Here is a 12764-nt window from a genome sequence, read left to right as displayed (position 1 = left end):
TGCCACTGTCCCAGTCCCCTGTTGTCAAATACCGCGCCTGGAACGACGCGGCTGTCATCAAATCTATCAGGAGTTTAACTAATTTACGCTCTTTGTGAAGCAAATTTCACCAGATATTGTGGACGAACGGGAAACAATCCCTATCGAGCCGCAATCTCGCCACATTCGCCGGCCCTATGCGACGACCCGTCCGGCCAGTGAATTGGCCCCGCTCTCGACGATCTCGACCTGCACTAGATCGCCCACCCCGAGGCCGGGGTCGGTGACGTGGACCGCGTGCAGGTGGTCGGACTTGCCCACCATCTGCCCGGCCATCCGCCCTGGTTTCTCGAAGAGAACGCCCACGGTGCGACCCACCATCGCGTCCTGCACCGCACGCTGCTGCCGGGTGATGAGGTCCTGCAGCCGGTGCAGCCGCTCGGCCTTGACCTCCTCATCCACCTGCGGGCGCTCGGCGGCGGGGGTGCCGGGGCGCGTGGAATACTTGAACGAAAACGCCTGCCCGTATCCGACGGCCTCGATCAGGTCGAGCGTGGCCCGGAAATCGTCCTCGGTTTCCTCGGGAAAGCCGGTGATGAAATCGCCCGAGATGAGGATATCGGGCCGCGCCGCGCGAATCCGCTCAATCAGGCGGATATAGCCCTCGGCGGTGTGCTTGCGGTTCATCCGCTTGAGGATGCGGTCGCTGCCCGACTGCACCGGCAGATGCAGGTAGGGCATCAGCTTTGCACACTCGCCATGCGCCGCGATCAGGTCGTCGGTCATGTCGTTGGGGTGGCTGGTGGTGAATCGGATACGCTCCAGCCCCTCGATGTCATTGAGCGCCCAGATGAGCCGCGCGAGGCTCCAGTCTCCGCCCTCTCCGGCCCCGTGATAGGCGTTGACGTTCTGCCCCAGCAGGGTGATCTCGCGCACCCCGCGTTCGACCAGGTCGCGCGCCTCTTCCAGCACCCGCGCGGGCGGACGGCTCACCTCGGCCCCACGGGTATAGGGCACCACGCAGAAGGCACAGAACTTGTCACAGCCCTCCTGCACGGTCAGGAACGCGGTCGGCCCGCGCTTCGCCTTGGGGCGCTTGCGCAGCGTGTCGAACTTGTCATCGGCCGGGAAATCGGTGTCGAGCGCCTTCTCGCCCCCGCGCACCCGCGCCTCCATCTGCGGCAAGCGGTGATAGCTCTGCGGCCCCACCACCAGGTCGACCAGCGGCTGGCGGCGCATGATCTCCTCACCCTCGGCCTGCGCCACGCACCCCGCCACCCCGATCATGAGATCGGGGTTGTCAGCCTTCAGCGCCCGCAGGCGGCCCAGCTCGGAATAGACCTTCTCGGCGGCCTTTTCGCGGATATGGCAGGTGTTGAGCAGGATCATGTCCGCCTCGGCCGCGTCCCCGGTCTCGACATAGCCCGCCGCGCCCATGGCCTCGACCATGCGCTCGCTGTCATACACGTTCATCTGACAGCCATAGGTGCGGATATAGAGCTTTCTGGGATCGGCCATGCGCCCGGCTCCTGCCTGTGAATTCACGCTCGGCTCCTACATCAGGGCAGGCCCCTCTTGCAATGCCCGCCGGTTTTGCCGATTCTGCACCGAAACGGGCAGGACAGACAAATGACGGCACCCACGCTCAAGGAATTCCTGGCCGCGCCGGGCACGGCGCTTTCCACCGGGCCGCTGGCGATGATCTTCGCCGAGGACGAGACCGAGATCGACTCGACCCTGCGCCATCATATCGACCTAGGGTTCAAGTCGGTGCTGTTCTTCGCGCCCGACGCCTTTGCCGCCGCGCCCGACGTCACCGCAGAGCCGATAGTCCACCGCATCCGCTTCGACGCGCCGGGCGGCGAGGACCCGATCACCGCGGTCAACGCCGTGGCCGCCGCCGCGCCGGGGCTTTGGATGTATTACTGTTTCAACGCCGAATACCTGTTCTACCCGTTCTGCGAAACGCGCAGCGTCGGCGAGCTGCTCACCTTCCACGCCGAGGAACAGCGCGATGCGATGCTTGCCTACGTGATCGACCTCTACGCTCCCGATCTCGACCGCCATGCCGATGCCGTCTCGCTTGAGGAGGCACAGCTCGACCGCTCGGGCTATTACGCGCTCGGGCGCCCCGACCCGGACAATCACAACCAACCCAGGGAACGCCAGCTCGATTTCTTCGGCGGGCTGCGCTGGCGCTTCGAGGAGCACATCCCCCCGGACCGCCGCAAGATCGACCGCGTCGCGCTGTTTCGCGCGCAACCGGGGGTGCGCCTGCGCGCCGATCACACCTTCTCGGACGAGGAATACAACACCTATGCCTGCCCCTGGCACAACAACCTGACCGCGGCCATCGCGTCGTTTCGCACCGCCAAGGCGCTCAAGCGCAATCCGGGCTCGACCTTCGACATCCCGACCTTCACCTGGCACAATTCCGTGCCATTCGAATGGCACTCGCGGCAGTTGCTCGACCTCGGCCTGATGGAGCCGGGGCAGTGGTTCTGACCCGCGCTCAGGAACCGCCCTCTTTCCGGCGCTCGCGCGCACTCGGATGCGCCGACACGACGAAGGGCACCTCGGACACGATCGCCCATACCGATTTTCCCGAGCTTTCCTGATACATCTCGGGCAGTTCCACCCGAAGCCGCGTGCCGATGGCCGATTTCTCCCACGGCACGTAGGCAAGCGCGATGTTCTGCTCCAGGTCGGGCAAATACCACGGCGAGGTGACATAGCCGCAGCGTTCGTCGTTTTCGTCCCCGACCAGCCAGAAATCCGGCGCGTAATCCGTGATCGGCAGGCCACCCATCTTGAGCCCCACGAGTTTCAGCGCGAACGGGTAGCGCCCCGCCTCGATCTCGTCGCGCTGCTCCTCCAGCGCCGCCTTGCCGATATAGTTGGCACCCTTGTTGCGCGGCACCTGGTAGGCGAGATTAACCTGAAACGGCGAGGTCTCGGCATCCATGTCCTGCCCCCAGGACAGGATGCCCGCCGCGATCCGACGGTGATGCCCGGGGGCGATCACCCGCAAGCCGTAATGCGCCCCGATGCCGCGAAGCGCGTACCACACGCGCTCGGCCGTCTGCGAGGCATTGCGCACGTAGATCTCGTATCCCTTCTCGCCGCTAAACCCGGTCTGGCTGATGACCACCGGGCAGCCATCGATCTGCGCCTCCATCAGCCCGTAATAAGGAATTTCCCGCAGCCCTTCGCCCAGCAGGTCAGCCATCAACTCTTCCGACAGCGGGCCTTGCACCTGCAACGGGGCCACGTCCAGCTCGCGGATATCGACATCCCAGCGTTTCGGCGTGTTCACCCCCTGCAACCACAGCATCAGGTCGCTGTCCGAGATCGAGAACCAGAATTCATCCTCCGACAACCGCAGCAGAACCGGATCGTTCAGGATGCCGCCCTTGTCATTGCACAATATGCAGTATTTGCCATGCATCGGCTGGATGCGGGTGGCGTCGCGGGTGATGACAGTGTTGACGAAATCCTCGGCATCGGGGCCACGCACGCGGATCTGCCGCTCCACCGCGACGTTCCACAGCGTCACGCCATTGACCAGCGCCCGGTATTCCGCCATCGCCCCGCCATCCTCGGGCCGGGCATAGCCGCGCGGGTGATACATGCGGTTGTAGACGGTGGCGCGCCACGCCCCGGCCTCGATCGACAGGTGCCAGAACGGTGATTTGCGCACCCGTGTTGAAATCAGCATCTGGACGGGGGTGGGGCCGGATTGGCGCAGGTTCGCAGGCACCGTGCGGTCCGATTGATCTACGCTCGGCACATTGGGGTGGGTGCGGCTCGTGTGTGTCATACATCCGAGATGGGCATTCATGTGTCGAGATCAACACGCGCGCCACTCACGACGGCGTGGCCAGTGCCTCAGCGCATCACCGTGTCGATGAACCATCCCGAAAGCCCCGCCTTGTTGCCCGAGGAGAATGAGCCGCCGCCCATCCCCGCCAGAAGCGTACCCGGCCCCGGCGCGCCCTCGATAGCGGCCCCGGCGTAGGCGACCGCCTCCTGCATCCGCGCGTGCACCCATGGTGCAAGCCGCGGCTCCTGCCAGATCGCCGTGCCGATACAGACCAGCAGCGCCAGCCGCACCGGCCAGGCCCAGGCCCGCGCGCGGCGCGCTCTGGCGGCAAGAACCTGCTCTCGCGGAGGTTGGGATGAATAGACCACGGACATTACCGCAGGTTATCGCTTCCGCATGGCGGGAATGGGGCAGAACCTGGGCCGCGCCCTGACCTCAGAGGTTCTCGGCCTGCGGCATCCCCAGAACATGGTAGCCGCAATCAATATGGATGATCTCGCCGCTGGTGCACGCCCCGGCGTCCGAGGCAAGCCAGACCGCCGTGCCGCCGATCGCCTCGAGCGTGGCATTGGCGCGCAGCGGCGCGTTCATTTCGGTGTGCTTGAACGTCTTGCGCGCGCCTCCGATGGCCGCACCCGCCAGCGTCTTCATCGGGCCGGGGCTGAGCGCGTTGACGCGGATGCCGTCGGGGCCGAGATCGTTGGCCAGGTACCGCGTCGTCGCCTCTAGCGCGGCCTTGGCCACCCCCATCACGTTGTAATTGGGCACCACCTTGTTCGATCCCTGGTAGGTCAGGGTCATCAGGCAGCCACCATTCGCCTTCATCAGCGGATAGGCGCGCCGCGCCACCTCGATGAAGGAATAGGTCGAGATGTCCAGCGAATGCTTGAAATTCGCACGGCTGGTGTTGAGAAACCGCCCCGTCAGTTCCGACTTGTCCGAATAGGCGATGGCATGAACCACGAAATCAATGGTGGGCCAACGCTCGGCCAGTTGTCCGAACGCCACGCCGAGCGACTCGTCGTCGGTCACGTCCACGTCGAGAAGCAGGTCCGACCCGAGGCTCTCGGCCAGCGGGGCCACGCGCTTGCCGAACGCCTCGCCCTGGTAGGTAAACGCCAGCTCTGCCCCCGCCGCGCGCATCTCGCGGGCGATCCCCCAGGCGATAGAGCGATCATTGGCCACCCCCATGATAAGCCCGCGCTTGCCCTGCATCGAAATCGTCATTTGCCTGTCATCCGTGATACTTGCTCAGCAGCATCGCACCATTGGTGCCACCGAAGCCGAAACTGTTGGTCATCACCGTGTCGAGCCCGGCCCCGTCCACCCGCGCGGTGGCGATCTCGCCCGGATCGAGCGCGGGATCCAGCGTCTCAACATTGATCGAGGGGATGATGAAATCGTGCTCGAGCGCCAGCAGGCAATAGATCGCCTCCTGCGCGCCGGTCGCACCCTGGCTGTGACCAGTCATCGACTTGGTCGAACTGATCGGCGGCGTCGTGCCGCGCCCGAAGATGCGGCGCACCGCCTCGACCTCGCCCACGTCGCCCACCGGGGTCGAGGTGCCATGCGCGTTGATATAGCTCACCTCGCGGCCCTCGGGCAGCATCGAGAGGGCCAGCCGCATCGCCCGCTCGCCCCCCTCGCCCGAGGGGGCCACCATGTCCTCGCCATCCGAGGTGGCACCGTAGCCCGTGACCTCGGCATAGATCTTCGCACCCCGCGCAAGCGCGTGATCAAGATCCTCCAGCACCACGATGCCGCCCCCGCCCGAGATCACGAACCCGTCGCGCCCCTCGTCGAAGGCGCGGCTCGCGCGCGCGGGGTCGTCATTGTATTTCGACGACATCGCCCCCATCGCGTCGAACAGGCACGACAGCGTCCAGTCCAGTTCCTCACCGCCGCCGGCGAACATCACGTCCTGCTTGCCCATCATGATCTGCTCGGCGGCGTTGCCGATGCAATGCAGCGAGGTGGAACAGGCAGAGGTGATCGAATAGTTGATCCCCTTGATCCGGAACGCGGTGCTCAGATTGGCGGATATCGTCGAGCACATGGTCTTGGGCACGGCAAACGGCCCGATCCGCCGGGTGGAGCCCGACTTGAGCACCACCTGGTGCGCCGCCAGCATCGCCGAGGTCGACGGCCCGCCCGATCCGGCGATGAGCCCGGTGCGCGGGTTCACGATATCGACCTCCTCCAGCCCCGAATCGGCGATGGCCTGGCTCATGGCGACATGGGCATAGGCAGCCCCCGGCCCCATGAAGCGCAGCGTGCGCTTGTCCACATGCTCGGCAATATCGAGGTTGATCGCGCCCGCCACACGACTGCGAAAGCCATGCTCGGCCATCGCGTCATTGGCGGTGATCCCCGACCGCCCCTCCCGGAGCGAGGTCAGAACCTCCTCGACGTTGTTGCCGATGCTGGAGACGATCCCCAGCCCGGTCACCACGACTCGACGCATCGCCGTCCTCCTATCTGCGCTCCCGCCTTGTGTAAGACAGGCAGGTATACGGGGCAAGCAGTTAGGGGCAAGCGCCCCGGCATCGGACAAGGTTTCACACCACCACCCGGTGGGCTAGTCTCGCACCAGACGCACCAACCCGGAGGCCCGCCCGTGACCACCACCGAGACGATCCTCGCCCGTATCCGCGCGTTGCAAGATGAACTGGAAGACGAGATCGCCCGCCGCCGCGCCGCGTTCCGATACCGGTTCGAGAACGGCCGCGTGGTGTTCGAGGCCGAGGTGCGGCGGCATCACCGCGAGATGCGGGTGCGGCTCTCGACCTTCCTGCGCCACACCCGGCCCATGACGATCATCACCGCACCGGTGATCTACGCCATGATCGTGCCTTTCGTGGCTCTCGATCTCTTCGTGACCATCTACCAGGCAGTGTGCTTTCCCGCCTACGGGATCGACAAGGTGCGGCGCGCCGATTTCATCCGCATCGACCGCCACCACCTCGCCTATCTCAACGCCCTGCAAAAGCTGAACTGCGTCTATTGCGGCTATTGCAACGGGCTCATCGGCTATGTGCAGGAAATCGCGGGCCGAACCGAGGCCTACTGGTGCCCGATCAAGCACGCCGCGCGGGTCGGCGCACACCATGCCTATTACGCGCAATTCGTCGACTACGGCGATGCCGACGGGTTCGAAGAGGGGCTGAAGGAATCGCGCCGCCGCATCACGCAGGCCGGGCTGTCGGGCATCGCGCCAAAGGGATGAGCCGCGCTCAGCCCCGGCTGCGGCGTAGGCGGATCACCACGTCGACGGCGGTGATCTCAGCGCCTTCGGGGGCCGAAGGCAGGCGCGCGATTTCCAGCTCGTCGGCGGGCGCGTCGCTCAGCCGGTTCTCGTCTTCCCAAAAGAAATGCGGGTGATCGTGGGTGTTGGTGTCGAAATAGCTCTTGGAGCCATCCACCGTCACCTCCTGCAAAAGCCCCGCGTCGCAGAATGCCTTGAGCGTGTTGTAGATGGTGGCAAGCGACACGCTCTCGCCCGCCGCGCGGGCATCGGCAAACAGGCTCTCGGCAGTGACGTGGCGGTGCTGGCCGTCGCCGTGCAACAGCCGCGCCAGCGCCACGCGCTGCCGCGTCGGCCGCAGCCCGACCCGCCCAAGCCAGTCGGTCGCCATGATGCTGTGCTGATCCGTCATCGCCATTTCCCTATCGTTACCCTGCAATATAGGTTTTCCGCCCCCTCGATTTCAAACGAAAATCGCGACCATTATGCAGCACGGACGGTGCGGCGCAGGGTTGCAAGGAGGATTCGCGCGGTGATAGAGGAATGCCAGACCCCGCCCGCATGTGAAAGGGATTGCCCCGATGGCCGAGTATCCGCGCAGCTTCGATCGCGATGACCTCCTGAAATGCGCGCGGGGAGAGCTTTTCGGCCCCGGCAACGCGCAACTGCCCCTGCCGCCGATGCTGATGATGGACCGCATCACCGATATCTCGGGCGATGGCGGTGCACATGGCAAGGGCCACGTCGTGGCCGAGTTCGACATCCGCCCCGACCTGTGGTTCTTCGAATGCCACTTCCCCGGCAACCCGATCATGCCCGGCTGCCTCGGGCTCGACGGGCTGTGGCAGCTCACCGGCTTCAACCTCGGCTGGCGCGGCTGGCAGGGGCGCGGCTATGCGCTCGGCGTGGGCGAGGTAAAGCTCACGGGCATGGTCCGCCCCGACAGAACGATGCTCACCTACAAGGTGGATTTCACCAAGGCGGTGCAGACCCGGCGCCTCACGATGGGGGTGGCCGACGGCATCGTCGAGGCCGATGGCGAGGTGATCTATCAGGTCCGCGACATGAAGGTCGCGCTGAGCGAGGGCTGAGGCCCGCATGCCCTGACCGGAACGGATGTGAACGGCGGCAGGTCCGAGGCAGCGGCGACGGGGGCACCATGGCCGGGTCATTCCGGAAAGTGTGGCTCCACAGTGTCAGGGCATGCGGCTGAAATGACCTGGAGGGGACGTTCGCAGCTTGGTGCCAATGCGCGGAATCAAGGTGCCGCAAGGCACCGCCGCGCAGCGCCCGACCGCCCCCCGGGCGGGCGCTTTTGCAACGGTGTAAACCCGCGCAATCGTTGAAGTATCTTGCACCATAAAGTGAAGACCACAGGCGTTTGAGCGCCCACCCGCGGTCGGGCACTGCGCGGCTGCTTGAGCGGTGCGCCGAAAGGCAGCAACAGGCCAATCGCAACCTTCAAGGCCCGGTCGGCCACCGTACCCGTCGTCTCGCGATCCGGACGCTTGAACCGGAGACACGCGGGGAGGTTTCCGCAGGTGAGCGACCGGCCCGGACCCGGGCCGACTTGCCGCTCGCGCATCGGTTGGACCCTTTCCGGTGCGGGGCCGAGGCCCACAGCCACCGCAAACGCAACGCGCCGGGCAAGGCCCGGCGCGCGCATTTTGGTCGCGGCATCCGCGATCAGTCGATATCGACCACCTCGATGGCGAACGTGAGGTCCTGCCCCGCCAGCGGGTGGTTGGCGTCGAGGATCACCTGCTCTTCGGTCACTTCGGCCACCGTCACGGGCATCACCTGCCCCTGCGGCGTCTGCACCTGAAGGCGCGTGCCGATATCGAGCGGGATATCCTCGGGGATGTCGGCGCGCGGCACCGCCTGCTTGGCGTCGGGGTCGGCGTCGCCATAGGCTTCGGCGGCGGGCACCTCGACCGTCTTTTTCTCGCCAACGGCCATGCCGGGCAGCGCGGCTTCGAGACCGGGGATGATCTGCCCCGACCCGACGGTGAATTCCAGCGGATCGCGGCCTTGCGACGAATCGAAGGTCTCGCCGTCGGCCAGCGTGCCGGTGTAGTGAATACGGACGGTGTCGCCCTCTTTGACCTGGGTCATACGATGTTCCAATGCTTGGGGATGGGTGAGTTTGCAAGGCCGCGCGGCGCGCGGGTGCTCGGTTGATGCAGAGACCCTAGCCGAGCCGTCACGGATTCGCAAACAGCCTGCGCGCGTGGCAGGGCTTTCCCCTCCCCCCGGTTCGTGCCAGTCTCCGCGCAACCGACAGAAAGGGACGCTCATGCCGATCACCACCTGCATCTTCGACGCTTATGGCACGCTCTTCGACGTGGCCGCCGCGGCGCGCGCCGCAGCCTCCGAACCGGGGCGCGAGAACTTTGCCCGCCACTGGCCCGCCATCGCCGAGAAATGGCGCCTCAAGCAACTGCAATACACCTGGCTGCGCGCCGTGATGGGCGAACATATCGGCTTCTGGCAGATCACGCAGGACGGGCTCGACTGGGCGCTCGAATCCGAGGGCCTGCTCGGGGATGCCGACCTGCGCGAGCGGCTGCTGCAACTCTACTGGGAACTCGAGGCCTACCCCGAGGTGCCCGACATGCTCGCCGCGCTCAAGGCCGACGGGATCAGCACGGCGATCCTCTCCAACGGCGCGCCCGACATGCTCGACGGGGCGGTGCGATCCGCGGGTATCGGCGACCGGCTGGACGACGTGCTCTCGGTCGAAAGCGTCGGCATCTTCAAGCCCGCCCGCGTGGTCTATGACCTCGTCGGCCAGCGCTTCGGTTGCCCGCCCGAGGAGGTGCTCTTCGTCTCGTCCAACGGCTGGGACGCCTGCGCCGCCGCCGGCTACGGCTTCCGCACCGTGTGGGTCAACCGCGCGGGCGACCCGGTGGACCGTCTGCCCGCCGCGCCCGACGCACAACTCTCCGACCTTTCCGGCATCCCCGGCATGGTGCGGGGCTGATGGCAAGGTTTGCCACTTCGGATGGGCTGTCGCTGCATTACCGGGACGAGGGCACGGGACAACCCGTCCTGTGCCTCGCCGGGCTCACGCGCAACAGCGCCGATTTCGACTTCATGGCCCCCCATCTCTCGGACACGCGGCTCATCCGGCTGGACTATCGCGGGCGCGGGCAATCGGATCACGCCGCCGATTTCATGTCCTACAACATCCTGACCGAGGCCCGCGATGCGACTGAATTGCTCGATCACCTCGGCCTTGACCGCGTCACCATCATCGGCACGTCGCGCGGCGGGCTGATCGCGATGGCGCTGGCGCATCTGCACCCGGGCCGGCTCGCGGGCGTGGTGCTGAACGATATCGGCCCCGAGGTGGCCGACACCGGCATCGCCCGGATCATGGATTACGTCGGGCGAGAGCCCGACCTGCCCGATCTCGACGCCGCCGCGGGCGCGCTGGCCCATGTCCACGCCGCCGCCTTCCCCGGCGTGCCGCTCGCGCGCTGGCGCGCACAGGCCGAGGCGATGTTCTTCGAGAAACCGGGCGGCGGGCTGGGCCTGCGCTATGATCCGCGCCTGCGCGACGCGCTGGTGGGACAGGCGGGCGCGGGCGGGGCCCCGGACCTGTGGCAGATGTTCGCGGCTCTGGGCGGCCTCCCCCTCGCCGCGATCCGGGGCGCGAATTCCGACCTGCTTTCGCCCGAGACCTTCGCCAGGATGCAAGCGCGCCACCCCGGCATGATCGCCGCCACCGTACCCGATCGCGGCCACGTGCCGTTCCTCGACGAGCCGCAGGCGCTCGCCGCCATCCGATGCCTGCTGGAGCAGACACGATGACCGACATAACCATGATCCGCGCGGCGCAGGCGCGCCTTGCCGGGCACGCGCGGCGCACGCCGCTGCTCACCTCGCCCTTTCTCGACGAGATCGCCGGGCGGCGCATCCTCATTAAACCCGAATGCCTGCAACATACCGGCAGCTTCAAGTATCGCGGCGCGCGCTCGGCCATCTCGGCGCTTGACGCCGATACCCGCGCGCACGGGGTGATTGCCTTTTCCAGCGGCAACCACGCGCAGGGCGTCGCCCTCGCGGCGCGCGAGTTCGGTGTGCCGAGCGTCATCATCATGCCGTCCGACGCACCACGCCTGAAGATCGACAACACGCGCGCCCTCGGGGCAGAGGTGGTGCTCTACGACCGCGCGGGCGAGGATCGCGATGCCCTCGGCGACCGGCTCAGCGCCGAGCGCGGGCTCACCCTCATCCGGCCCTTCGACGAGCCGCAGGTCATCGCGGGCCAGGGCACCACCGGGCTGGAAATCGCCGAGGACGCCGCCGCCCTCGGGATCGAGACCGCCGATGTGCTCGTCTGCTGCGGCGGTGGCGGGCTGACGTCCGGCATCGCGCTGGCGCTGGAGGCCGACGCGCCGGGCCTGCGCGCGCGCCCGGTGGAGCCCGAGGGCTTCGACGACGTCGCCCGCTCGCTCCGCAATGGCCGGATCGAGCGCAACGCGACGAGCGCGGGCGGCCTGTGCGACGCGATCATCACGCCGCAGCCCGGCGCGCTCACCTTCCCGATCATGCTCCGCCTCTGCGGGCCGGGCATCGTGGTGACCGACGACGAGGCGCTGCACGCGATGGCACTCGCCTTCCAGCGGCTCAAGGTGGTGGCAGAGCCGGGCGGCGCCGTGGCGCTCGCCGCCGCCCTCTTTCACGCGGATGAGATCGAGGGCGAGGCGGTGATCTGCACCATCTCGGGCGGCAATGTCGATGCCGATGTCTTCACCACCGCGCTCGCGCGGTTCTGCTGAGGGAAACCGCGCCATGCCCTTTCTCGACCTTGGCGACGTGACGCTCCATTACCTCGACGAGGGCGCGCCCGACGGCCCGCCCCTCGTCCTCGCCCACGCGCTCGGCACCGGCACGATGCTGTGGGACAACATCATGCCGCTCCTGCCAGCGGGCGTGCGGGTTGTCCGCTACGATGCGCGCGGGCACGGGCGATCCTCCTGCCCGCCCGCGCCCTACACGATGGGCGCGCTCATCCGCGATGCCGAGCGGCTGATGGATCACCTCGGCCTGCGCGATGCCATGTTCGTGGGCCTTTCCATCGGCGGGATGGTGGCGCAGGGGCTGGCGGTGAAACGGCCCGACCTCGTGCGCGCGCTGGTGCTGTCGAATACCGGGGCCAAGATCGGCACACCCGAAATCTGGGCCGACCGCATCGCCACCGCACGGCAACCGGGCGGGATGGAAGAGCTGGCCCGCGCCTCCTGCGAGCGGTGGTTCCCGCACGCCTATGTCAGGGCTGGCCACCACCTGCCGTGGTACGAGCATCTGCGCGCCCACGACCCCGAGGGCTACGCCGGCTGCGCCGCCGCCATTTCCGGCACCGATTTCTACACCCCCACCTCCGGGCTGCGCATCCCCGCGCTCGGCATCGCCGGGTCCGAGGACGGCTCCACCCCGCCCGATCTGGTGCGAGAAACGGTGGACCTCATCCCCGGCTCGCAATTCCGCCTGTTGCGCGGCACCGGCCACGTGCCTCCCATCGACGCCCCGCAGGACTATGCCGCCTGTCTCGGCGGCTTCATCGACGCCACGGGGCATCTGCGCACCGCGCCGGGGGACAACCCGCCATAACGTTGACCTGCGGATTTGGCCTGGAGCGGACGGTCGCATTAGCCGCGCATCGACGGGCCGCGGCGCGGCGATCCAACGGTGGTTCTGCCGCGCTTTATG

At 67.0% G+C, this 12764-nt stretch carries 14 protein-coding genes; 7 read left to right on the top strand and 7 right to left on the bottom strand.

Annotated features, from left to right (window positions below):
• Positions 1–174: 174 nt before the first annotated feature.
• Positions 175–1497, bottom strand: coding sequence for a tRNA (N6-isopentenyl adenosine(37)-C2)-methylthiotransferase MiaB (miaB, locus tag CRJ03_RS18265; protein ID WP_104020305.1), 1323 nt, complete (start codon positions 1495–1497; stop codon positions 175–177).
• 111 nt (positions 1498–1608) lie between these two features.
• On the opposite strand from miaB, the gene CRJ03_RS18260 reads away from it, so the two are divergent.
• The gene (locus tag CRJ03_RS18260; protein WP_104020304.1) at positions 1609–2484 is read left to right on the top strand and encodes a hypothetical protein; all 876 of its coding nucleotides are present in this window, start codon (positions 1609–1611) and stop codon (positions 2482–2484) included.
• Between the two features lie 7 nt (positions 2485–2491).
• Here CRJ03_RS18260 and CRJ03_RS18255 read toward each other — a convergent pair whose 3' ends face one another.
• From CRJ03_RS18255 to fabB, 4 genes are all read right to left on the bottom strand, one after another.
• Entirely contained in the window at positions 2492–3799 is a 1308-nt protein-coding gene (locus tag CRJ03_RS18255) for a glycine cleavage T C-terminal barrel domain-containing protein (RefSeq protein WP_240611717.1), read from the bottom strand.
• A gap of 68 nt (positions 3800–3867) precedes the next feature.
• Positions 3868–4176 carry a hypothetical protein gene (locus CRJ03_RS18250; RefSeq protein ID WP_104020303.1) on the bottom strand — a complete coding sequence of 103 codons (309 nt, stop codon included), beginning with the start codon at positions 4174–4176 and terminating at the stop codon, positions 3868–3870.
• A gap of 61 nt (positions 4177–4237) precedes the next feature.
• Positions 4238–5029 (bottom strand): enoyl-ACP reductase FabI, encoded by a 792-nt coding sequence (locus CRJ03_RS18245; protein ID WP_104020302.1) that lies wholly within the window; start codon positions 5027–5029, stop codon positions 4238–4240.
• Between the two features lie 7 nt (positions 5030–5036).
• Positions 5037–6266 (bottom strand): beta-ketoacyl-ACP synthase I, encoded by a 1230-nt coding sequence (gene fabB / locus CRJ03_RS18240; RefSeq protein WP_104020301.1) that lies wholly within the window; start codon positions 6264–6266, stop codon positions 5037–5039.
• A gap of 153 nt (positions 6267–6419) precedes the next feature.
• Here fabB and CRJ03_RS18235 point away from each other — a divergent pair, with 153 nt between their 5' ends.
• Entirely contained in the window at positions 6420–7028 is a 609-nt protein-coding gene (locus tag CRJ03_RS18235; protein ID WP_104020300.1) for a hypothetical protein, read from the top strand.
• Between the two features lie 7 nt (positions 7029–7035).
• Here the strand turns inward: CRJ03_RS18235 and irrA are convergent, their stop codons facing one another.
• A complete protein-coding gene (gene irrA / locus CRJ03_RS18230) occupies positions 7036–7458 on the bottom strand; it encodes an iron response transcriptional regulator IrrA (RefSeq protein WP_104020324.1) in 423 nt (140 codons plus the stop codon).
• Between the two features lie 169 nt (positions 7459–7627).
• Between irrA and fabA the strand changes: the two genes are divergently transcribed.
• Positions 7628–8137: a bifunctional 3-hydroxydecanoyl-ACP dehydratase/trans-2-decenoyl-ACP isomerase gene (gene fabA / locus CRJ03_RS18225; protein ID WP_104020299.1), complete on the top strand. Its 510-nt coding sequence runs from the start codon at positions 7628–7630 to the stop codon at positions 8135–8137.
• Positions 8138–8732: 595 nt separating this feature from the next.
• Here fabA and CRJ03_RS18220 read toward each other — a convergent pair.
• Complete coding sequence (locus tag CRJ03_RS18220) at positions 8733–9161, bottom strand: FKBP-type peptidyl-prolyl cis-trans isomerase (RefSeq protein WP_104020298.1); 429 nt, start codon at positions 9159–9161, stop codon at positions 8733–8735.
• Positions 9162–9342: 181 nt separating this feature from the next.
• Here CRJ03_RS18220 and CRJ03_RS18215 point away from each other — a divergent pair, with 181 nt between their 5' ends.
• From CRJ03_RS18215 to pcaD, 4 genes are read left to right on the top strand one after another with little or no spacing between them, the layout of a single operon-like run.
• Positions 9343–10029, top strand: a complete 687-nt coding sequence (locus CRJ03_RS18215; RefSeq protein WP_104020297.1) for a haloacid dehalogenase type II — start codon at positions 9343–9345, stop codon at positions 10027–10029.
• Positions 10029–10862: an alpha/beta fold hydrolase gene (locus tag CRJ03_RS18210; protein ID WP_104020296.1), complete on the top strand. Its 834-nt coding sequence runs from the start codon at positions 10029–10031 to the stop codon at positions 10860–10862. Before CRJ03_RS18215 ends, CRJ03_RS18210 begins: the two co-directional genes overlap by 1 nt.
• Entirely contained in the window at positions 10859–11833 is a 975-nt protein-coding gene (locus tag CRJ03_RS18205) for a threonine ammonia-lyase (protein WP_104020295.1), read from the top strand. The genes CRJ03_RS18210 and CRJ03_RS18205 overlap by 4 nt, the downstream gene beginning before the upstream one ends.
• Positions 11834–11846: 13 nt before the next feature.
• The gene (gene pcaD / locus CRJ03_RS18200; protein WP_104020294.1) at positions 11847–12665 is read left to right on the top strand and encodes a 3-oxoadipate enol-lactonase; all 819 of its coding nucleotides are present in this window, start codon (positions 11847–11849) and stop codon (positions 12663–12665) included.
• Positions 12666–12764: the final 99 nt, after the last annotated feature.

This window comes from Roseovarius nitratireducens (genome assembly GCF_002925845.1).
Taxonomy (GTDB): Bacteria; Pseudomonadota; Alphaproteobacteria; order Rhodobacterales; family Rhodobacteraceae; genus Roseovarius; species Roseovarius nitratireducens.
Note: the sequence above shows the minus strand (reverse complement) of the source record. Positions and strands in the feature narration are given on the sequence as shown.

What these genes read in the sequence shown, in the direction of transcription:
- CRJ03_RS18260 (WP_104020304.1), top strand. Translation starts at nt 1,609, where the DNA reads ATGACGGCACCCACGCTCAAGGAATTCCTGGCCGCGCCGGGCACGGCG.
- CRJ03_RS18210 (WP_104020296.1), top strand. Translation starts at nt 10,029, where the DNA reads ATGGCAAGGTTTGCCACTTCGGATGGGCTGTCGCTGCATTACCGGGAC.
- CRJ03_RS18220 (WP_104020298.1), bottom strand. Translation starts at nt 9,161, where the DNA reads ATGACCCAGGTCAAAGAGGGCGACACCGTCCGTATTCACTACACCGGC.
- CRJ03_RS18205 (WP_104020295.1), top strand. Translation starts at nt 10,859, where the DNA reads ATGACCGACATAACCATGATCCGCGCGGCGCAGGCGCGCCTTGCCGGG.
- CRJ03_RS18215 (WP_104020297.1), top strand. Translation starts at nt 9,343, where the DNA reads ATGCCGATCACCACCTGCATCTTCGACGCTTATGGCACGCTCTTCGAC.
- pcaD (WP_104020294.1), top strand. Translation starts at nt 11,847, where the DNA reads ATGCCCTTTCTCGACCTTGGCGACGTGACGCTCCATTACCTCGACGAG.
- fabB (WP_104020301.1), bottom strand. Translation starts at nt 6,266, where the DNA reads ATGCGTCGAGTCGTGGTGACCGGGCTGGGGATCGTCTCCAGCATCGGC.
- irrA (WP_104020324.1), bottom strand. Translation starts at nt 7,458, where the DNA reads ATGACGGATCAGCACAGCATCATGGCGACCGACTGGCTTGGGCGGGTC.
- CRJ03_RS18255 (WP_240611717.1), bottom strand. Translation starts at nt 3,799, where the DNA reads ATGACACACACGAGCCGCACCCACCCCAATGTGCCGAGCGTAGATCAA.
- CRJ03_RS18250 (WP_104020303.1), bottom strand. Translation starts at nt 4,176, where the DNA reads ATGTCCGTGGTCTATTCATCCCAACCTCCGCGAGAGCAGGTTCTTGCC.
- miaB (WP_104020305.1), bottom strand. Translation starts at nt 1,497, where the DNA reads ATGGCCGATCCCAGAAAGCTCTATATCCGCACCTATGGCTGTCAGATG.
- CRJ03_RS18245 (WP_104020302.1), bottom strand. Translation starts at nt 5,029, where the DNA reads ATGACGATTTCGATGCAGGGCAAGCGCGGGCTTATCATGGGGGTGGCC.
- fabA (WP_104020299.1), top strand. Translation starts at nt 7,628, where the DNA reads ATGGCCGAGTATCCGCGCAGCTTCGATCGCGATGACCTCCTGAAATGC.